The 21345-nt window shown below is 44.0% G+C and carries 18 protein-coding genes and 1 tRNA gene; 12 read left to right on the plus strand and 7 right to left on the minus strand.

What is annotated here, in order from left to right; translation table 11 throughout:
- Positions 1 to 78 precede the first annotated feature (78 nt).
- The 4 genes from ACOSVQ_RS00005 (at position 79) to nfsA (ending at position 2728) form a co-directional block, all read left to right on the plus strand.
- A tRNA-Trp gene (locus tag ACOSVQ_RS00005) sits at positions 79 to 155 on the plus strand.
- A gap of 480 nt (positions 156 to 635) precedes the next feature.
- Positions 636 to 1544, plus strand: coding sequence for a dienelactone hydrolase family protein (locus tag ACOSVQ_RS00010; RefSeq protein ID WP_491981102.1), 909 nt, complete (start codon positions 636 to 638; stop codon positions 1542 to 1544).
- A 117-nt stretch (positions 1545 to 1661) separates the two neighbouring features.
- On the plus strand, positions 1662 to 1994 hold the full coding sequence (locus tag ACOSVQ_RS00015; RefSeq protein WP_491980570.1) for a DUF1904 domain-containing protein: 333 nt from the start codon (positions 1662 to 1664) through the stop codon (positions 1992 to 1994).
- A gap of 11 nt (positions 1995 to 2005) precedes the next feature.
- Positions 2006 to 2728: an oxygen-insensitive NADPH nitroreductase gene (gene nfsA, locus ACOSVQ_RS00020; protein ID WP_491980571.1), complete on the plus strand. Its 723-nt coding sequence runs from the start codon at positions 2006 to 2008 to the stop codon at positions 2726 to 2728.
- 82 nt (positions 2729 to 2810) lie between these two features.
- Here nfsA and ACOSVQ_RS00025 read toward each other — a convergent pair whose 3' ends face one another.
- From ACOSVQ_RS00025 to rdgC, 3 genes are all read right to left on the minus strand, one after another.
- Positions 2811 to 3065: a YfhL family 4Fe-4S dicluster ferredoxin gene (locus ACOSVQ_RS00025; RefSeq protein WP_165310444.1), complete on the minus strand. Its 255-nt coding sequence runs from the start codon at positions 3063 to 3065 to the stop codon at positions 2811 to 2813.
- Positions 3066 to 3067: 2 nt separating this feature from the next.
- Positions 3068 to 4468, minus strand: a complete 1401-nt coding sequence (trhP, locus tag ACOSVQ_RS00030) for a prephenate-dependent tRNA uridine(34) hydroxylase TrhP (protein ID WP_165310445.1) — start codon at positions 4466 to 4468, stop codon at positions 3068 to 3070.
- A 164-nt stretch (positions 4469 to 4632) separates the two neighbouring features.
- Positions 4633 to 5547 (minus strand): recombination-associated protein RdgC, encoded by a 915-nt coding sequence (gene rdgC, locus ACOSVQ_RS00035; protein ID WP_165310446.1) that lies wholly within the window; start codon positions 5545 to 5547, stop codon positions 4633 to 4635.
- Between the two features lie 236 nt (positions 5548 to 5783).
- Between rdgC and phoB the strand changes: the two genes are divergently transcribed.
- The 3 genes from phoB to ACOSVQ_RS00050 all read left to right on the plus strand — a co-directional run bounded on the left by phoB (position 5784) and on the right by ACOSVQ_RS00050 (position 8833).
- On the plus strand, positions 5784 to 6473 hold the full coding sequence (phoB, locus tag ACOSVQ_RS00040; protein WP_165310447.1) for a phosphate regulon transcriptional regulator PhoB: 690 nt from the start codon (positions 5784 to 5786) through the stop codon (positions 6471 to 6473).
- Positions 6474 to 6581: 108 nt separating this feature from the next.
- A complete protein-coding gene (phoR, locus tag ACOSVQ_RS00045; RefSeq protein WP_491980573.1) occupies positions 6582 to 7880 on the plus strand; it encodes a phosphate regulon sensor histidine kinase PhoR in 1299 nt (432 codons plus the stop codon).
- Complete coding sequence (locus ACOSVQ_RS00050) at positions 7877 to 8833, plus strand: PstS family phosphate ABC transporter substrate-binding protein (RefSeq protein WP_491980574.1); 957 nt, start codon at positions 7877 to 7879, stop codon at positions 8831 to 8833. The genes phoR and ACOSVQ_RS00050 overlap by 4 nt, the downstream gene beginning before the upstream one ends.
- 63 nt (positions 8834 to 8896) lie before the next feature.
- Here ACOSVQ_RS00050 and ppx read toward each other — a convergent pair whose 3' ends face one another.
- Positions 8897 to 10396 carry an exopolyphosphatase gene (gene ppx / locus ACOSVQ_RS00055; protein ID WP_491980576.1) on the minus strand — a complete coding sequence of 500 codons (1500 nt, stop codon included), beginning with the start codon at positions 10394 to 10396 and terminating at the stop codon, positions 8897 to 8899.
- Positions 10397 to 10406: 10 nt separating this feature from the next.
- Positions 10407 to 12497 carry a polyphosphate kinase 1 gene (gene ppk1 / locus ACOSVQ_RS00060; protein WP_491980577.1) on the minus strand — a complete coding sequence of 697 codons (2091 nt, stop codon included), beginning with the start codon at positions 12495 to 12497 and terminating at the stop codon, positions 10407 to 10409.
- 475 nt (positions 12498 to 12972) lie between these two features.
- On the opposite strand from ppk1, the gene ACOSVQ_RS00065 reads away from it, so the two are divergent.
- From ACOSVQ_RS00065 to phoU, 4 genes are all read left to right on the plus strand, one after another.
- Positions 12973 to 15201 carry an ABC transporter permease subunit gene (locus ACOSVQ_RS00065; protein ID WP_491980578.1) on the plus strand — a complete coding sequence of 743 codons (2229 nt, stop codon included), beginning with the start codon at positions 12973 to 12975 and terminating at the stop codon, positions 15199 to 15201.
- 16 nt (positions 15202 to 15217) lie between these two features.
- A complete protein-coding gene (pstA, locus tag ACOSVQ_RS00070) occupies positions 15218 to 16876 on the plus strand; it encodes a phosphate ABC transporter permease PstA (RefSeq protein WP_491980579.1) in 1659 nt (552 codons plus the stop codon).
- 2 nt (positions 16877 to 16878) lie between these two features.
- Positions 16879 to 17697, plus strand: coding sequence for a phosphate ABC transporter ATP-binding protein PstB (pstB, locus tag ACOSVQ_RS00075; protein WP_165310454.1), 819 nt, complete (start codon positions 16879 to 16881; stop codon positions 17695 to 17697).
- 79 nt (positions 17698 to 17776) lie between these two features.
- A complete protein-coding gene (gene phoU / locus ACOSVQ_RS00080; protein WP_165310455.1) occupies positions 17777 to 18475 on the plus strand; it encodes a phosphate signaling complex protein PhoU in 699 nt (232 codons plus the stop codon).
- A gap of 37 nt (positions 18476 to 18512) precedes the next feature.
- Here the strand turns inward: phoU and ACOSVQ_RS00085 are convergent, their stop codons facing one another.
- On the minus strand, positions 18513 to 19262 hold the full coding sequence (locus ACOSVQ_RS00085; RefSeq protein ID WP_491980580.1) for a copper homeostasis protein CutC: 750 nt from the start codon (positions 19260 to 19262) through the stop codon (positions 18513 to 18515).
- Positions 19263 to 19473: 211 nt separating this feature from the next.
- Positions 19474 to 20085, minus strand: coding sequence for a peroxiredoxin C (locus ACOSVQ_RS00090; protein ID WP_042489622.1), 612 nt, complete (start codon positions 20083 to 20085; stop codon positions 19474 to 19476).
- Positions 20086 to 20284: 199 nt separating this feature from the next.
- On the opposite strand from ACOSVQ_RS00090, the gene ACOSVQ_RS00095 reads away from it, so the two are divergent.
- Positions 20285 to 21190 carry a hydrogen peroxide-inducible genes activator gene (locus ACOSVQ_RS00095; RefSeq protein WP_491980581.1) on the plus strand — a complete coding sequence of 302 codons (906 nt, stop codon included), beginning with the start codon at positions 20285 to 20287 and terminating at the stop codon, positions 21188 to 21190.
- Positions 21191 to 21345: the final 155 nt, after the last annotated feature.

Genomic DNA, 21345 nt, shown 5'->3' on the forward strand with positions numbered 1-21345 from the left:
TCACGCCGGGGGTCGCGGGTTCGAGTCCCGTCCGCTCCGCCACTTATTCTGAGAGTCGTCTCACTAAAAACGAACTGCAGGGGTGTAGCTCCAATTGGCAGAGCAGCGGATTCCAAATCCGCGTGTTGGGAGTTCGAATCTCTCCACCCCTGCCATCATTAGAAGCCTCAGTCGAAAGACTGAGGCTTTTTTACTTCTGCAATTTTATGAATTTTACTTTCTATCCTCCAATTGGCAGAGCAGCGGATTCCGCCAATACCTCAAATCAGCGCGTGTTGAGAGTTTGAATCTCTCTACCCCTGTCATTATTAGAAGCCTTAATGGAAATGCTGGAACTTTTCATATGCGGCTTGGGCATTTTTATTTCACTTTCCATTTATCATTTCGGTGTTCTTTACATTTAAAGTTGAAGAGAACCTATATTTATACCGGAATCTTGATAAATAATTATAAAAATCAATTCAATACGTCACATACTTTGTTCGTATATTTTGGGCTCTATTGTCAATCTTGTTTGCTATTTGTAACAAAGTTGTTTCATTTGATTGTTCCATAGTGTTTCGAATTTCGCCTACACTGATGTGTGATAACGAGAACAATTCTTAAATTGATAAGGAAGTGTCATGACAGAACGTATGGATCTTGCAACTGAGCAAATTGAACAAACGAGAGAAATCCCACAAGAAGCATTTGATTGGTATGACGAATATGCGCATGGTCTGATCGACCGTCGAGAGTTTATGCGACGCCTGTCGGGGTTAGCGGTATTGGGTTTTAGCATGACTGTCTTAACCTCTGCTTTGTTACCTAATTATGCGCTAGCGGAACAGGTTTCTTTTAATGATTCAAAGATCAAAGCAACTTATGTTGAGTTTGATTCTCCAAAAGGCCACGGCAAAGGTCGTGGCTACCTTGTTATGCCACGTGAGCTAACTGGCACCGCGCCTGTTGTGCTTGTAGTACACGAAAACCGAGGTCTGAACCCCTATATTGAAGATGTCGCAAGACGTCTTGCTATGAATGGCTATATAGCGTTTGCACCAGATGCTCTTTTCCCACTAGGTGGTTATCCAGGCAATGACGATGATGGTCGAGCAATGCAGAGCAGTATGGATAAAGCGAAAATTGAAGAAGACTTTATTGCAGCGGCGATGTTCATAAAGTCACATGCTAATAGTTCCGGCAAGTTAGGGGCAGTTGGTTTCTGCTTCGGTGGTTATGTGGTTAACATGCTAGCAGCAGCTATGCCAAACGAACTCAATGCAGGAGTTCCTTTCTATGGAACTCCGCCTGCTGAAAGTCTTCGTAGCAAGGTTAAAGGTCCTCTCTTATTGCAGTTTGCTGAACTTGATGAGCGAGTAAATGCGACGTGGGCAGACTATGAAAAGGTGCTGATGGCGAACAAAGCGCTATATGAAGCAAATGTATATAAAGGTGTGAATCATGGCTTCCACAATGACTCTACGGGGCGTTACAACGAAGAAGCCGCTGAGACTGCTTGGGAGCGCACTTTGACGTTCTTCGGTGAACATCTGAAAGCGTAACGACGATATGGCTCTAGTGTCGAGGCTAATATATTTAACTTTGCTACATAGAGCCATTACTTCCTATCGCTCCCTATTTTTGAAGCTGTTATGATGTTCAAAAAGAAGGAGTTAGCTATGCCACATTTTCGTTTCCGCGCTGTAGAACCACAAACGGTGCAAAACCTATCTAAACCTCTAACGGATTCACTTCAGTCGTTGATGAATTCTCCGCGAGCAGATTTTACTTTCGAATACATCTATACCACTTTCTATGCAGAAGGTGAGGTGTCAGCGGCTTACCCATTTGTTGAGGTATTGTGGTTTGATCGCGGTCAGGAGGTTCAAGACAAAGTGGCCACTATTGTGACTGAGCAAGTAAAAGAGATTGTCGGTAACGATATTAATGTAGCGGTAATCTTTACGGCTCTGAATCCTGCGGGTTACTACGATAATGCTCAGCATTATTAAGGTGTAAGCAAATGAACACCGTGATTGAAACCATCCTAAACCATCGCTCAATTCGAGCGTTTAAAGACATGCCAATTACAACAGAGCAATTGGATAGCATCATTAAATCGGGAATTGCGGCATCCAGCTCAAGTCTGCTTCAAGTGGTTTCTATTATTCGAGTGACGGATAAAGAGAAACGTCAGAAGTTAGCTGAGTTGTCTGGTAATCAACAATACGTCGCTCAAGCCGCTGAGTTTTTAGTGTTCTGTATTGATTATCAGCGTCACTATGAGATGAATCCGAATGTGAGACCTGAGTTTATGGAACTGACACTGATTGGTGCAGTCGATTCAGGTATCATGGCGCAGAACTGTTTATTGGCTGCAGAATCTATGGGATTAGGTGGTGTTTACATCGGTGGCCTACGTAATTCACCAAAACAAGTGGATGAGTTGTTAGGGCTGCCGAAATACAGTGCGGTCCTGTTCGGTATGTGTTTAGGTCATCCTGATCAAGATCCTCAATTTAAGCCACGTTTAGGGGCGGATGTGATTGTTCACGAGAACACTTACCAGCCTTTAAACAAAGAGGCGGTAGCTGAGTATGATCAGACAATGATTGAGTACTATCAAAGTCGTTCAAGTAATACTAAACAGCAAGGTTGGTCAGAGCAAATTACCGCTAAGCTGAGTAACGAATCAAGACCGTTTATGCTTGGTTATTTGAATGACAAAGGTCTCGCAGAAAAGTAGCTTAATCAGATAAATTTTTCTGCTTGAACGCAACAAAAAGCCCAGTCATTGACTGGGCTTCGATTTTTATATTAGAGAGCGATTACGCTAATCCCTGAATAATCACAAACTTCTCAAGCAACTCTTCTTCCGTTTCTATATGCTCTGGGTCAGTCACGATACAGTTCGTGATTGGGCATACAGATTGACATGTAGGGTTCTCGTAGTGTCCTTTGCACTCAGTGCATAGGTTCGGGTTAATCTCATAGATGTTGTCACCCATAGAGATTGCGCCGTTTGGACACTCAGGCTCACACATATCACAGTTAGTGCATTTCTTTGTGATCAATAACGCCATTGTTACTTGCCTACTGGGTTACGAGTATCTTGTCCAGCATTCAGGTTACGCATTAGTAGTGCGTAGTTTAGATCCATGTCTTGAGGCACTGGAATATACACGAAGTGACCGTTGCCTTTTGCATCGTCAACCGCTTCTGATTTACGGTTTTCCATTGCTTCAAGAGTGAAAATTACGTTACCTTTTGGTGTCATAAGCTCTAGGCTGTCACCAAGCATAAATTTGTTCTTCACTTCTACTTCAGCCATATCACCACGGCGTTTACCAGTAAACTCACCAACGAATTGTTGAGCATCTGATACTGAGTAACCGTAATCGTAGTTTTGGTATGCATCGTGAGTGTGACGACGTAGGAAACCTTCTGTGTAGCCTCGGTGAGCTAGGCTTTCCAGAGTATTCATCAAGCTCTCATCAAATGGCTTACCAGCAACTGCGTCATCAATTGCTTTACGGTATACCTGTGCAGTACGTGCACAGTAGTAGAATGACTTAGTACGACCTTCGATCTTCAATGAGTGAACACCCATCTTAGTCAAACGCTCTACATGTTGAACAGCACGCAGGTCTTTCGAGTTCATGATGTAAGTGCCGTGCTCGTCTTCGAATGCCGCCATTTTTTCTTCTGGACGGTGAGCTTCAGACAGAAGTACAACTTCATCGGAAGGTTTTCCTAAACCGAGAGTGTTGTCAGGACGCTCTTCCTGAACTTCAATTGCTTGCGCAGCATTTGGATCAAATTCTTCTACGATTTGACCTGCTTCGTCTTCTTTGCCTTTCTCTACTTTGTATTCCCAACGACAAGCGTTAGTACAAGTACCTTGGTTCGGGTCACGTTTGTTGATGTAACCTGAAAGTAGGCAGCGGCCAGAGTAAGCCATGCAAAGAGCGCCGTGTACGAAAATTTCGATTTCCATTTCTGGGCACTGTTCGCGAATTTCTTCGATCTCTTCTAGAGACAGTTCACGAGAAAGAATGACACGCTCAACACCTTGAGTAGACCAGAATTTAACTGTCGCCCAGTTAACCGCGTTTGCTTGAACAGAAAGGTGAATAGACATTTCTGGGAAAGCTTCACGTACCATCATGATTAGACCTGGGTCAGACATGATTAGAGCATCAGGACCCATATCGATAACTGGCTTAAGGTCACGGATAAAGGTTTTTAGCTTAGAGTTATGCGGTTGAATGTTACATACCACGTAGAATTTTTTACCTAGAGCATGGGCTTCGTTAATACCGATCTGTAGGTTTTCGTGGTTGAATTCGTTGTTACGTACACGAAGGCTGTAACGAGGTTGGCCAGCATAAACAGCGTCAGCGCCGTATGCGAATGCGTAGCGCATGTTCTTTAGGCTACCCGCTGGAGACAATAGCTCTGGTACAAAAGTGTTTTCAGTAGTCATGTTTGTTTCTCAATCTGATCACAAGTCAGGCCAATACCACCTGATGGTATTGGAAGGGGCGCAAATTTTACGTCAAAACGTGAGCTGTGCCTAGTAAAGATTAAGAATAGAAACGGAAGAAAAGTAGGGAAAACTGACTCCGCCAATACGGAGTCAGAGAAAGGTTAAGCGTCTGCTTTAGGAAGACCGCCAAGCACTTCAAATAGGTTTGGTAAGAATGCTGAGAATTCACCACATAGCAGAGAGAAGTCAGCATCTAGACGTGCAGCTTGATCTTCGCGAGGAATGTCTTCGTTTTGATCTTTAAGCTCGTCGCTGTACTGAATGCGTTTAATGCTGCAATCTTCCGCTAATACAAAGCTCAAACGATCTTGCCAGCTTAGGGCGAGTTTAGTGACGACTTTGTTCGCTTGAATATGGCTAAGGATTTCATCGCTGGTCAGCTCTTGTTTCTTACAACGAATCACTGCGCCATCATCTAAGAAAGATTTCAGTTCCGCTTCATCAAGCAGTTGGAAACCTTGAGGCAAGTTGCCGTCTTTCACCCACTCAGTCAGTGTCGTTTCTACTGCCACTTCAGGAATTGCAGGTACTACTGGCAGGCTACCCATGCTCTTACGTAGCAGGGCAAGCACATCTTCCGCTTTCTTATAGCTGCCAGCATCAACCAGAATCAGACCTTCTTTTGGCATGATCAGAACATAAGTGAGTTGGCTACGGCTAAAGGCGCGAGGAAGAAGGTCAACAATGATGTCATCTTTAATGTTGTCTTTTTCAGTTTTCTTTAGCGGGCGACCTTCTTCAGCTTCCATCAGTGCTACTTTCTCGTTTAGAGAATCTTTAATCACTGATGCAGGGAGCATTTTTTCTTCTTTCTTAGCGCAGATGAGAATGCGGTCGTCGCTCACGTGAGTCATCATGTCGCCATGTTTACCAAGTGCATGAACCCAACCAAACTTCTGTTTGTCTTGGCTACCACATGGCGTGAAACGGAATTCTGCAAGTTGTTTTTCTAGCTGATCGGCGTTGAAATTGACTTCGCGATTAACACGATAAGCCATACAGTTTTTAAACCACATATCTTTTCTTTTCCTTGTTCGAAAGGCCAACATGATAGGGGATTTCCCCCTCAATGTCTTATCTGAAACGTAAAAATGCCTAAGTAATATAAAACCATGAATATGGTAAGAAACTTATATTAAAAATTGTTTGCAATAGTCACAAAAGTGTCATATTCATTTTTCATAATGCATATGCTCAAGTGACCACATGACGCTTGGTTATACTGTTAATTAAAAATAAAGGTTACTCAAATATGTCTAGAAGGATTCTAGTTGTTGAAGACGAAGCGCCAATTCGAGAGATGCTTTGCTTTGTTCTTGAACAGAAAGGCTACCAAGCAGTGGAAGCAGAAGATTACGACACTGCGGTAGAGAAGTTAGCTGAACCCTTCCCTGATCTTGTGCTACTAGATTGGATGCTACCTGGTGGTAGTGGCATTAACTTTATCAAACACATGAAGCGTGAAGAGCTGACTCGCAACATCCCGGTTGTTATGCTTACTGCTCGTGGTGAAGAAGAAGATAAAGTTCGCGGCTTAGAAGTGGGCGCTGATGATTACATCACCAAACCATTCTCACCTAAAGAGCTTGTTGCTCGTTTGAAAGCGGTGATCCGCCGAGTAACACCAACAGCATTAGAAGAGTTGATTGATGTACAAGGTTTGAAACTAGACCCAGTTTCACACCGTGTGACAGCGAATGATGTCCCGCTCGATATGGGACCAACTGAATTTAAAATGTTGCATTTCTTTATGACGCACCAAGAGCGTGTTTATAGCCGTGAACAGCTATTAAATAACGTTTGGGGTACTAACGTGTATGTTGAAGACCGTACCGTTGATGTACACATTCGTCGACTGCGCAAAGCCCTTGAAGATGCTGGACACGATAAGCTGATTCAAACTGTTCGCGGTGCAGGCTATCGCTTTTCAGTTAAGGCTTAACGGAAAATCTGATAAGGCTAAATGGCGTTAGCCTTTAAAAACCAAAAGTCTTTAAAAAATAAAAGTCTTTAAAAATAAAGTGCTTTAAAGGATCAAGTTCGAGAGATTATGGTTGAACGATTGACTTGGAAAAAGCTGGCCTGGGAGCTGGCTTTTTTTTACCTTCCATGGGTAGTGGTTGGTTGGATATTTGGATATATGCCGTGGTTGCTGCTAGCAGCGACGGCGATTCAGCTTGTCTGGCATTTGCACAATCAGATGCGTCTGTCTGCATGGTTGTGGGATGAAAAACGCCTGACACCACCTTCCGGTTCTGGCAACTGGGAATCCCTGTTTAACGGTATATACCGACTTCAACAACGCCAACGTAAAAAACGCAAAGAGCTGACCAATCTCATTCGCCGTTTCCGTAACGGTGCCGAATCATTACCGGATGCTGTTGTAGTATTTCGTAGCGAAGGCAACATTGTTTGGTGTAACCGTTTAGCCCAGCATCTACTTGGCTTCCGCTGGCCAGATGATTCTGGTCAACCGATTTCGAATTTGATCCGCACACCGGATTTCATCAAGTATCTGCAAAAAGACGATTTTTCTGAACCATTGGAAATGCGCTCGCCACTTAACGTAGAACGTATGCTGGAACTGCGTATCGTGCCTTACACCGAAGGTGAGCATTTGATGGTGGTTCGTGATGTCACTCAGATTAAGCAACTTGAAGGTATGCGTCGCAATTTCTTCGCCAACGTTTCTCATGAGCTGCGCACTCCTATGACGGTGCTACAAGGCTATTTAGAAATGACGGAAGATCCTGAGATATTGTCAGGTCCAATGTGGGGGAAAGCACACGGTGTTATGACCGAACAGCTAAATCGCATGAACAGTTTGGTGAACCAGTTATTAACTCTGTCTAAAATTGAAGCGGCACCGATGCATGAGCTTGAAGATGTGGTGAACGTTCCTGATATGCTGGAAATACTGGAAAAAGAAGCGATCAGTCTCAGTGGCAGTGATGAACACAAGCTATCGTTTGAAATTGATAAGAATCTCAAAGTGTTGGCGGACGAAGATCAGTTACGCAGTGCGATTTCGAACCTTGTTTACAATGCGGTGAAATACACGCCACCGGGGGCAGAAGTGTATGTACGCTGGTATCAAACCCCTCAAGGTGCTTGTTTAGAAGTTGAAGACAAGGGCGATGGCATCGAGCCACAACACTTACATCGTTTAACAGAGCGTTTTTACCGAGTCGATAAAGCACGTTCCCGCGATACGGGTGGCAGCGGCTTAGGTTTGGCTATTGTCAAACATGCTCTGTCGCATCATGATTCACACCTCGATATTGAAAGTGAAGTTGGCAAAGGAAGTAAGTTCTCCTTTGTGTTGCCAAAACGTTTGGTTGTGCGATGAATAAGCTGAGTCAGTTTGGTATTGCTGCGTCCTTGTTACTTTGTCAGACGGCTTCTGCGGTTGACGGGCTACAGGACTATACGAAAACATCTGGAGTTGCTGGCAGTTTGTTGTCGGTAGGCTCAGACACGCTCGCAGGCATGACAACGCTCTGGGTTGAAGAATTTCAAACGCTATATCCAAACGTAGACTCTCAGGTGCAGGCTTCAGGCTCTGCAACCGCTCCTCCGGCGCTAACGGAAGGTACCGCGCAGTTTGGACCAATGAGTCGACCTATGCGTATGCGTGAAGTCGAAGCGTTTGAACGTGCTTTTGGTTATAAACCGACAGAACTGCGAGTCGCTATCGATGCGATTGGTGTGTTTGTTCATCGTGATAACCCTATTGAAGGACTGAACTTCAGTCAGTTGGACAGTATCTTTTCTGAAACACTGCGCTGCGGAGCGACTAAGTCTTCGAAAACTTGGCAGGATTTAGGGCTAAGTTACGACTGGGCGAAACGTGGTATCCAGATGTTCGGGCGAAATTCAGTATCCGGTACTTATGGATACTTTAAACAGAACGCCCTTTGTAGTGGTGACTTCAAGCGCAACGTGAATGAGCAGCCGGGTTCAGCTTCGGTAGTTCAGTCAGTGGCATCATCAATCAATACCATTGGTTACTCGGGTGTTGGTTATCAGGTGTCTGGTGTTAAGCTGTTGCCAATTGCGAAATCAGGTAGCGATTACGTCATGCCGACGCACGAAAACATTCTGTCAGGTCAGTATCCACTTTCTCGTTACCTGTTTGTCTATGTGAACAAAAATCCGGTGCGTGAGTTAACACCGATTCAAAGAGAGTTCATTCGCTTTATCTTCTCCAAGCAAGGTCAAAGCCTTGTGGCTAAAGATGGATATGTTCCGATCTCCGCTGAAATTGCCAGCCAAGAGCTGAAAAAAGTCGGTATAGAGTAACGGACAAAAAAGCCTCGACGAAATGCGAGGCTTTTTAATGCACGGGTTAATGAACGGATAAAATTAGAACTTCAAATCCCAACCGACTGCACTCCAGTATTCTTGCTCTGTCAGCAAATCCGCATGCAATAGTTTGTTGTTTTCCAGCCAGTCTTTATCAACGCAGCTTAATGTCCATTCATCATCTTTAGCACTTAATGTGAGCTCTGGTAACGCATCGTCATTGCGCTGACCGTTGACTAAGATAGCCAAGCGCAATACACGTATCAGACCCGTGATGTGCTTTTTCTTGAACAGTGAGAAGTCATTCATCTCATTGAGTTTTAGTGCTTTGCGTTGAAAGCGAGCTAAGGTTGAGAGTACTAGCTGTTGTTCACTGTTAAAGCCCGGCATGTTGGTATGACGCAGGATGTAAGCCGAGTGACGATGGAAAGCTTGCAAGCTGATGCTTAAACCTACTTCGTGCAGCAATGCGCTCCATTCCAATAGGTCAAACAATTCGCTACCCGCTTTTAAGCCAAGTTCAGAAGAGACATTGTCGAGAAAATCACGGGCGTATCCTTTCACTTGAGCGGCATGCTCTAGGTCTACTAAGTGTTTAGCTGCAAGGTTCTCAGTGGTGCGCAGACGAATGTCGGAATACTTAAAACGATCTTCCATTTCGTAAAGCAGACCTTCACGCAATGCGCCGTCTGAAAAGAACATTTCTTTGATATGCAGATCTTTAAATATTGCTGACAAGATAGCGACACCCGCAGCAAATACAGGTTTACGATCTTCAGTCAGAGTCGGTAAATCAATATCGTCAATCTTGTTCCATTCACACAGTTTGTCGATCAGCTTGTTCAAGCGATCCGGTGTGATGATGCCGTCTTCGTCGCCTAAACCGATCAGAACTTCATGAATCGCTTTAATAGTGCCAGATGAACCAAATGCACTTTGCCAGCCTTTTTTACGATACTTGGAGGCAATGGATTCCAATTTTTGCTCGGCGGCTAAGATGGCTTGTGCGAAGTTTTTCTTCGACAGTTTTCCGTTGGCAAAATACTGGTGGGTGTAACTGACACAGCCCATTTGCTTGCTGTTGACCAGCTCTGCTTCAAACCCTTTACCTATGATCATTTCGGTGCTGCCACCACCAATATCCACCACTAACATAGAATCAGATTGTGGCTGAGTATGAGCGACACCGAGATATATCAGACGAGCTTCTTCGCTACCGGGAATGATCTCGATAGGAAAAGGCATCACCTCACGAGCTCTTTGAATAAAGATATGGGCATTGTTTGCGCGACGCAGTGTATGAGTCGCTGCAATACGAACATTGTCTGGTTCAAATCCCTGAATTCGTTCGGCGAACATCGCTAAACATTCAAGTCCGCGTTCAATCGATGGATTATCAAGATTACCGAGAGAATCCAACCCAGATGCTAAGCGTACGCGCTGCTTATGACGGCTAATAAGTTGCAAATCTTGATCGACGACTTTCGCAACTACCATATGGAAACTGTTTGAGCCTAAATCAATGGCGGCAATTTCACGGCTTGAAATGGGTTGGTTCATAGGCGGTAACTTACTCTTGATGGGCGATAGCCCCTTGTTTACGTGTTTGTTTTTCTACATTTTTAAGATAGTCATAAATCGCTATTTGAGAACGTATTTTTTTGCGATTGCCACGTTTTACGTAGCTGTTACTCATCTCTTTGTCTATAACACGCGCTTTTACCGTATCTGTAAACTGAATGTTTAATATATCGATGATTTTTTTCTTCAAACGCTCATCGCGGATAGGAGTGGTCACTTCGATACGGTAATCGATATTACGTGTCATCCAGTCTGCTGAAGAGATATAGATTTGCGGGTCACCATCATTGTGGGTCATAAATACGCGCGGGTGTTCCAAGAATCGGTCAACGATACTGATGACTTCGATGTTGTCACTCACGCCTTCTACCCCCGGAACTAATGAGCACATACCACGGATGATCATCCTGATTTTCACCCCAGCAGCACTTGCTCCATAAAGTTTGTTGATTAATCCTTTGTCGACAAGGTTATTTAGCTTAATTGTGATAGCTGCTTTTTTTCCTGCACGAGCATTAGCGATTTCGCTGTCAATCAAACGGTATAAGCGAGTTCGTGAGTTTCGTGGTGAGACAATCAAATGGTTAAATTTAACTGGGCGGAATGGGCTTTCAATGTAGTTGAAAACGCTGCGAACTTCGGTCGTCAATTCCTCATCAGCAGTGAGCAGAGAGAAGTCCGTATAGATACGCGCAGTTTTCTCATGGAAGTTACCTGTACCGATGTGTGCATAGCGGACAAATGCATCTTCTTCTTTACGTGTGATAAGCAATAATTTGGCGTGAATCTTCATACCCGGAGTACCAAAGATAACGTGTACGCCAGCTTCAGTTAGAATTCGTGACCATTCAATATTGGCTTCTTCATCGAATCGAGCTTGAAGCTCAACCACTACGACTACTCGCTTGCCGTTATGGACCGCATCAATGAGCGAGTTCATTAAACGTGAATCTTTCGCCACGCGATAAACGTTAATTTTGATACTGATGACTTTCGGATCGAAAGAGGCTTGTCTCACCAGCTCAGTAATGTGGTCGAAGCTGTGATACGGGTAGTGAAGTAGAATATCTTTGGCTTTGATCGCCTCAAATGAGTTTGGGTAACCGTCGAAGTCTGCACAACTAAGTGGCGGTAGTGGTTTGTTTTCTAGATAGTCGCGACCAAAGTTTGGAAAGCCAATAAAGTCTTTGAAGTTGTGGTAACGGCTACCCGGCAGCAAGCTGTCGTAGTGTGAAATTTTCAGCTTGTCACATAAGAACCGCAACATGGTTTCTGGCATTTCACGTTCATAGACAAAACGCACTGGCATTGCAGTCAAGCGCTGGCTTAAACCTTCAGACATTTGCTCAAGTAAGCTGTATTCCACTTCATGACCCAAGTCGTATTCTGCATCTCGCGTCATTTTCATCGAGTAGCCAGCAATGCTGTCGTAATCGAAAAAGCCTTGGAAAATACTCTCGAGGCAGTAACGGATAATGTTATCAAGCAAGATGATGGTTTTACGACGTTTGCCTTTTTGCTCCGGCACCATAACAAAGCGAGGCAGATGATCGGTTGGGATTTCTATCAGAGCGTACTGGCTGCTTTCGCCCTTTTTCAACTCAACGGTGATGTATGCGTATTCATCTTTGAGGAACTGAAGAACGTCAATATCGTCGCGCATCAGAAGGGGGGTGATATGGGGAAGGACATCTTTTTGGAAATATTTGGTGATCCAGCGTTGTTGAGTTTCATCAAGCTGGGTTTCATTTACCAGAAAAATCCGCCTTCTCGCCATTTCTAAGATCAGATCACTGTAGAGCTGATCAAAGTCTTGATTGAGCTTGTAGGCTTTGGTTTGCATTTGCGACAGCAGATGTTTGGATTCATCACTGCCACCACGTTCACGATTGATGAGGATCATGCGTTTTACATCAGCAAATCGCACTTTATAAAACTCATCTAAATTGTTGGAAAATATGCCTAAAAATCGAATTCTTTCGATAAGAGGTACGGTTTTATCTGCGGCTTCTTGTAATACGCGCTCGTTGAATGAAAGCCAACTTAATTCCTTGTCGATATACAGCTTATCCGTACTCATGATACACCTACTGACTGATCGTTTGACGTTATAACTTACAGCTGTTAACGCGAGGCGTTAACGTATGCAAAATATTGCTCTAATGTGACGTTTTTATTGCAGTGAGTATTTTTATTCTTAGAGTTGTTTTATTTTCAGTTGTTTAATGCGCTTTGTAATATAATTGTCACCTAAACGACATAATATACCCAAGTAACCCCTAGATGCATATTCAGCGAGAATTTATTCGCTCATAGGCAAGGCACGGCTTCGAATACATAGCATTCTACGTAGAGAAGTCGTAACGCAGCATAGGAGCGAATAAAACTCGCCCTTGGGAGCTCATCAATGAGCCCATTTCTGCGTCAAATAACTTCGAAAGGGAATCCATTTTTTCAGTTATTTTTCTTGAACTGAACTCATTGATGTAGCTCTGAATCATGCATCTTGAGGTCACTTGGGTATAAGCATTCTGGCAGAATAGGTAGATTTTTAAATGGTTCAAAGCACTTTTTCATTGAGAGAACGAGATCAGAAACGATTAATCAAAGATCGTTTGGTTCGTCTTGCAGTGACATGCGGTGGCGTGAGTGTGCTAGGTGCTTTGGTACTTATTTTTGTCTATCTTGCAATGGTCGTTCTGCCTCTGTTTTCTGATGCCAAGCTGCTACCAAACTTTGCCAGCCAGCCTATTTCCGCTTCCGCTCCTCAGTATCTGGCTATCGATGAATACGGTGAACGCGCTTTTATTGTTCGCTTAAACGAGAGTGACAAAGATGCAAGCGCTGAGTTTTGGTTGTTGAATCATGAAAAAAGCTCTCCTATTTGGCTAGAGCACTTGAAGATTAAGCCAACAGTGTTTGCTACGGCAGCGAGAGATTCCGGTTGGTTCGCAATGTCTGATAGTGAGAAAAATGTTGTTGTCGTTCGCCCTCAATTTCTCTACTCAATGACCAAACAAGGTCGTGGTTTTACGCCTGAACTCGAACATCTGCCATTGCCGAAAAACTTTAAACTTGCTCCTCAGGGAGTCGCTGTTGAAAAATTCAGTTTCACCGTGACCGATGATGAAACCCTGTTTGCGAGTTATCTCAGCGATCATTCCGTGATAGTTCGCTGGGTTGATGTTTCAGAGCAGAAACTGCAAGGCGAGTTTCTTTTCCCTACGGAATTTAGCAACGTTGACCAACTGTTATTAACGCCAGACGCAAAAACGCTATTCATTCGTTCTGGTTCCGATCTTGTCGTTGCTCAGCGAGAGGGAATGTCTTTTAGCGTGCGCGAAGTGGTTGATTTAAGTTTGGGTGATCGCAAACATCAGGTAACGGCTATTACACTTTTATCTGGCGCTCATTCGGTATTAGTTTCCCACAGTGACGGTTTGGTCTCTCAATGGTTTGATGTTTTGCACTCTGCGGATATTCAAGAGGGCGAGCGTAAGTTAACGCATATTCGCGAGTTTAAACTGGCTTCTGAAATGACCATGCTACTGCCAGATACCTACCGTAAAGGTTTTTACAGTTTCTACAAAAATGGTTCGGTACAAAGTCACTACACCACCAGTGAAAAGCTGGTGATCTTTGAACGTGCTTACTCAAAAGCGCCGACTTTAGCTGCGATGTCAGACAATGAGCGCTACTTAGCAACGTACTCTGATGGAAAAATCAGTGTAGCGGAAGTGGATAACGGTTATCCGGAAGTGTCGTTTTCATCGTTATGGCAGAAAGTGTGGTACGAAAGCTACCCTGAGCCTCAATATGTCTGGCAGTCAACGTCAGGCGGTGATGATTTTGAAGCCAAATTCAGCTTAGTTCCTATTGCATTTGGTACCTTGAAAGCCGCCTTTTATGCCATGTTGTTTGCTGTCCCTATTGCTGTTTTAGGTGCAATCTATACCGCTTACTTTATGGCACCGAAAATGCGCCGAATAGTGAAACCAACGGTTGAGCTTATGGAAGCGCTGCCGACGGTAATTATCGGCTTTCTTGCTGGTTTGTGGTTTGCGCCTATTGTTGAGGCGAACTTAGCATCAATAACCGCTCTGTTTGTTTTGCTTCCTGTTGCTATCTTTCTGATTGGTCTTGCTTGGGCTTGGTTGCCGCGCTCAATGGTTCGAAAAGCCAATGGTTGGCATTCGTTGATTCTCATCCCTTGTCTGATTGTCTTTGTTGCCTTGATATTGTCGTTAACCAACGAAATTGAGATGTGGTTATTTGATGGTGATGTCCGATTACTTCTTGCTTCACACGGTATCGACTTCGACCAACGAAATGCGCTGGTGGTTGGTTTTGCTATGGGGTTTGCGGTGATCCCAACCATATTTACCATTGCAGAAGATGCCATTTTCTCAGTGCCAAAACATTTATCAGATGGTTCGTTAGCATTGGGTGCAACTGCTTGGCAGACATTAATGAACGTCGTGTTGTTGACAGCGAGCCCAGGTATTTTCTCCGCCATTATGATGGGGTTAGGTCGCGCGGTGGGTGAAACGATGATCGTCTTAATGGCGACAGGTAACACACCGATTATGGACTGGAATATATTGGAAGGAATGCGCACCTTATCAGCAACTATAGCCGTAGAACTTCCTGAATCAGAAGTCGGCAGTTCGCATTTTAGAATTCTGTTCTTGGCTGCATTACTTCTGTTTGTATTTACATTTGCAGTGAACTCCATTGCTGAATGGGTTCGTCAGCGCCTTCGTGCGCGTTATCGTTCACTGTAATGGGTTGGATAGCTAAATGTCGTTATTGAAGTGGTTTAAATCAGGCTCTCCTTGGATATGGCTGACCGGTGGTGCGGTGAGCCTAAGTTTGATCTCAGTACTGGGTCTATTGCTATTGATCGGTTGGAAAGGGTTAACCTACTTCTGGCCTGCGCCATTGTATCAATGGCATAGCTTAACTGAGCCTAATAAGGTGATTGTTGGGCAGTTGTATGCTTCTGAAAGTGTGCCTGTGAGTCACTTAAAAGAGATGAAGATTGCGCTCTCTCCAGAAGCATTGGAAGAGGGAACCACTGAGCGATTAAGTATTAAAGTCGCCAACCGAGAGTTGTATCAGGCCGATTTCATCTCACTATTAGCTGACAATGTTTCTGAGCCAGAAAAACCAAGTGGCTGGGCAGTCATCGAACGTACTCGTGACGGACAGTTTTTTGGTAAGCCTGTTGGTTTTGAAAAAGCAGATGGTCAGGTCAGCTCCTATATCTCAATGCTTCTAGAACGTGGTTTGCAAGAAGTTACCACTTTGCGTTCTCAGATAGACACAGTGATTGAGCAAGAGATTCGTGTCATCAGTACTGCTTCTGAAAAGCTGCGACTGGAAAGGCGACGTCTTGAGCTAAATGGCAAGTTAACCGATGACTATCAGGCTAATTACCTGCAACAAAGACAAGTGCTGGATGGTAAGCGAAAACAAGCGGAAGAACATCTTGATTTGCTGAGAAAGCAACTAGGTCTGCAAACTGTCATTGTTGAGGATATGACTGGAGCGAAAGTACGTATTCCGGTTAGCCATATTTTGGATATTTGGTATCCCAACGATATGAATACGTTGGAGAAGCTTACACAGTGGTCGAAGCAGGTCTGGGCGTTCTTGTCAGAGAACCCCCGTGAATCGAATTCTGAAGGTGGTGTGTTTCCTGCCATTTTTGGCACGGTGTTTCTGGTGTTGCTGATGTCGGTTATCGTGATGCCTTTGGGAGTAGTGGCAGCGATATATCTTCATGAATATGCGAAAGATAATACCTTTACTCGTATTATTCGGGTCGCGGTTATCAACTTAGCTGGTGTACCTTCTATCGTATACGGCGTATTTGGTTTGGGTTTCTTTGTTTACACCATAGGTTCATCGATCGATAGCTTGTTCTACGCAGAGCGACTGCCTGCTCCTACGTTTGGTACGCCGGGTTTGTTATGGTCAGCACTCACACTAGCTGTTCTGACGTTGCCTGTGGTGATTGTGACGACAGAAGAAGGTTTAACTCGAATTCCTAACTCAGTACGCCATGGTTCACTAGCTTTAGGAGCAACTCAGTTCGAAACAATCTGGCGAATTGTCTTGCCTATGGCTAGCCCTGCTATGATTACAGGATTGATATTAGCGATAGCTCGTGCTGCCGGAGAGGTTGCGCCATTAATGCTGGTGGGGGTAGTGAAAATTGCTTCAAGCTTGCCAGTGGATGCCGAGTTCCCTTATGTTCATCTGGAACGTAAGTTTATGCATTTAGGTTTTCATATTTACGATGTGGGTTTCCAGACTACCAACATCGAAACCGCGCGACCGTTGGTGTACGCGACATCATTTTTACTTGTAACGGTCATTGTGGCTTTGAACTTAACCGCCATTAGCATTCGTAATAATTTGCGCGAGAAATATCGTACTTTAGGACAAGATTAAGCATGTTTTCTGTTAATCAAACTTTGGGCTATCAGGCTCCGTTAGACGTAAACAATTTAACTGATCAGCAAACCTCAATTTCTATTGAGGGCTTGAGTTTGTTCTATGGTCAGGCAAAAGCGTTGAGCGATATCTCTATGCGTATTCCTAAAGGACAAGTGACGGCATTTATCGGCCCTTCGGGATGTGGTAAATCGACATTACTGCGCTGTATTAATCGCATGAACGATTTAGTGGAAGCCTGTCGTGTTGAGGGTGAAATCAAGCTACATGGCAAAAACGTTTATCATCCGGATGTGGATGTTGCCACTCTCAGACGCCGTGTAGGGATGGTGTTTCAGCGCCCGAATCCGTTTCCTAAATCTATTTACGAGAACGTCGTTTACGGTCTACGTTTACAGGGAATAAAGAACAGTCGTACCTTAGATGATGCGGTTGAGCGCTCACTGCGTGCAGCGGCTCTGTGGGATGAAGTGAAACATCGTCTGCATGAAAATGCTTTTGGTTTGTCTGGCGGTCAGCAGCAACGTTTAGTCATTGCCCGTGCTATCGCTATTGAACCTGAAGTGCTTCTGCTTGATGAACCAACCTCGGCGCTTGATCCGATTTCGACACTGACCATCGAAGAGTTGATCCACGAGCTCAAAACCAAATATACGGTTGTGATTGTGACCCACAATATGCAACAAGCGGCGAGGGTGAGTGACCATACAGCCTTCATTCATATGGGAAAATTGATCGAGTACTCAGATACTGACTCTATTTTTACTTCGCCATTGAAAAAGAAAACCGAAGACTACATTACTGGTCGATACGGTTAAGCCAAAAACGATTTTCTTGAAAGATTTGTTTAGAACAACCTTTGTAATACAAAAGAACTCTGCGAGTTAAGGATCCATCATGCAGCTAGGTCGTCATATTTCTGGTCAATTCAACGTTGAGCTTGAATCTATTCGTACGCATGTATTAACCATGGGCGGACTGGTTGAGCAGCAGCTGTCATATGCGATGCAAGCGGTGAATAAGCAGGATATTGATCTCGCAAGAAAAGTGGTGCGTGATGATCACAAAGTGAATGCGATGGAAGTTTCTATCGATGAAGCTTGTACCCGCATTATTGCTAAACGTCAGCCCGCAGCAAAAGACTTACGTTTGATCATGGCAATCATTAAAACCATTACCGATCTTGAACGCATCGGTGATGTGGCGACTAAAATGGCATACGTAGCAATTGAGAGCCCGTCTTCAAAAGAGACTCAGTTTCAAGTTTCCTTAGAACCGTTGTGTCGCAGTGCTGTGGCGATGTTACATAAAGTACTGGACGCTTTTGCCCGTATGGATGTGGAAGCAGCTGCGGAAGTGTATAAGCTAGATGACAAGCTAGATAAAGAGTATGAAGCTGTGATACGCCAGCTGATGACTTATATGATGGAAGACCCGAAGAACATTCCGCATATTCTGCAAGTCATGTGGTCTGCCCGTGCTATCGAGCGTGTGGGGGATCGTTGCCAAAACATCTGTGAATACATCATTTACTTTGTTAAAGGCAAAGACGTTCGCCACTTGGGCGAACAGTCTATTGATGATGCTCTTCGTTAAAACTGAACGCTCTTTATCAAAACACTCATAGCCAAAACTAAAGTGATTTTATAATGTTCGCTACTTTGCGAATGGCTTCTGGATCTGTCACAGGGACGATGAAGTCATCGAGGTTCTGATTACCCATTTTCGCGGCGTTCGCTACCAGCTTCATGTGACTTGTTCGGGTTGATTTACCCGATAGGTGAACTTCTTTTACCAAAGTTTGAGTCACAATCGCTTCTACGTTTTCACTCGATAGACCTGCTCCCGCCATTATTGATACACGTCCCTTCGCTAATTGCACCATTTCTGCGATGACATCTGCCCCCTCTAATGCATTACTCGCTAGCCCTGAGGTGAGTACTCGCTCACATCCCAGCTCAATAATGTTTTCTAGCGCTTGATGATGGTCATGGCATTGGTCAATTGCGCGGTGAAAAGTGACGCCTAATCCGTTGAGCTTAGCGTGATTAACAATGCGTGCGCATTTATTCATGTCGATGCTGCCTTCAGCTGTCAGAATGCCAAACACAATACCTTGTAAACCTGCTTCAGCAGCAGCATCAATATCGTAAAGCATGGATTCGACGTCATCTTCATCATAAAGAAAATCGCCTTGTCGTGGGCGTATCATGGCGTAGACAGGAATCGTCGATAATTTTGCCGCTTGCTTCATCATACCAAAACTTGGCGTGAGTCCACCGAGTGCTAGAGAAGAGCACAGTTCGATACGGTTAGCACCGCCTTCAATGGCTAAATGCAGGGATTCTAAGTTGTCGATACAAACTTCAACGTTGTAGTTCATGATGGGCTTACCGCTGTTTTATTTGCAGGTAAGTGTATATCAATCAGCGGAGATTTTATCTAATGCTTAAGCGATCTTCTGCCCAATAAAAAAGCTCAAAGCAGATGCTTTGAGCTTTTAAAAGACTTTACTTCTTAACTGATTGGCGGTGCGTTATCGCTTTATATATTGTCCAACCGTTAACCCGAGTTGAGCGCGGGCTAAGAAGTGATTATTTTTTACCTAGGTCGTCTGAGTGCTCAGATAGGAATGCAGCAACACCTTTTGGAGATGCGTCCATACCTGCTTTACCTTCTTCCCATTGCGCTGGACATACTTCACCGTGTTTTTGGTGGAAGTTTAGAGCGTCAACCATACGTAGCATTTCGTCGATGTTACGGCCTAGTGGTAGGTCGTTAACGACTTGGTGACGTACTAGACCGTCTTCGTCGATTAGGAAAGAACCACGGAAAGCAACGCCTGCTTCTGGGTGCTCAACGTCGTAAGCTTTAACGATTTCGTGCTTAACGTCAGCAACTAGAGGGTATTTAACTTGACCGATACCGCCATCAGCGATAGCAGTGTTACGCCATGCGTTGTGAGAGAATTGTGAATCGATAGAAACACCGATAACTTCAACGCCTTTAGCTTGGAAGTCTTCGAAACGCTTGTCGAATGCGATCAATTCTGATGGGCAAACGAAAGTGAAATCTAGAGGGTAGAAGAATACTACTGCTTTCTTACCTTTAGTGAATTCTTTGAAGTTGAATGTATCAACGATTTCACCGTTACCAAGTACTGCTGCTGCAGTAAAATCAGGGGCTTGACGACCTACTAGTACCATTTTTTTGCTCCTAAGCATTAAATTATGTTAAGCCGACTCTCATTGTTGTCAGCTTTGTCCATGTATGTACGTGACAAACTATAGTACATTTTCTTAAATAGAAAAAAGCGAATTAAATAGATTAACTTAATCGAAAAAAGCGATAATAAACTCGAACTGAATTTCCTTAACCGAATTACGTAACAGACTAATATCTAATATGAATAAATGGCCAAGTTTAAAACAGCTGCATTACTTAGTAACGCTACACGAAACCCGTCATTTTAGTGAAGCTGCACTGCGTTGCTTCGTCAGTCAGTCAACCTTGAGCAAAGGTATTCAAAACCTAGAAGAACTGATTGGTTGCCCATTGTATGAAAAGAAAGATAAGAAAAGCCCATTAGTTTTTACCCTTGCTGGGGAGCAAGTTGTGAAAAGAGGAAGGGAACTTCTCGCCAAAGGACAGGATTTGGTCGAAGTGGGTAAGCTGTGCCAAACCGATGCGATGGAAGGGCAACTGAGATTGGGCTGCATTCCTACGATAGCTCCGTTTTTGCTGGTGGATCTGGTTCAAGAAGTCAACATTCGTTATCCAAAACTGCATTTGTTGTTGAGAGAAGATACGACGACGAATCTGTTGCAGAGTCTGCGTAACGGAGAGTTAGATGTTCTGATCCTTGCCCTGCCAATGGATATTGGAAACATGCAAAGCCGTATAGTTGGCCGCGATGCTTTTCGCATGGTGATCAGTCGAAACCAAGCCGATGGTATTCGTGTCCCAATTAAATACGCAGATTTGCCGGATGAATCGGTGTTCCTATTGGAGAATGAGCATTGCTTAACTGAGCACGCCGTTTCTGCCTGCAAGCTGACCGATAAAGAGAAGATCAATCCGTTCACCGCAACGAGCTTACATACTCTGGTACAGATGGTTGCCAATGGTCTGGGAACAACCTTTATTCCACAAATGGCGATTGAACATGGATTATTAGAAAACCAGAATCTTGTGGTGATCGATCCTCCAGGCCAGCAAGCTTATCGAGAGATTGGCTTAATTTGGCGTCCTAGCTCTTCTCGAAGTCACACTTTTAATCTTCTTGCCGATCTGGTGTCGGAGATGCTTTAGACGATCATCTATAGTTGCAATGCACCATGATATGTAGTGAAAACTCACTGTGATTGGTGCGTTTTTTAGTTTTTTATACTTTTCAGATCTCTTTTTCTGTGAAATTTCACAAGAATTAAAATTATGAAGCTTTCATAAAATTGTAAAAATTCACA

The sequence above is a fragment of the Vibrio sp. HM8-C genome (genome assembly GCF_058630515.1).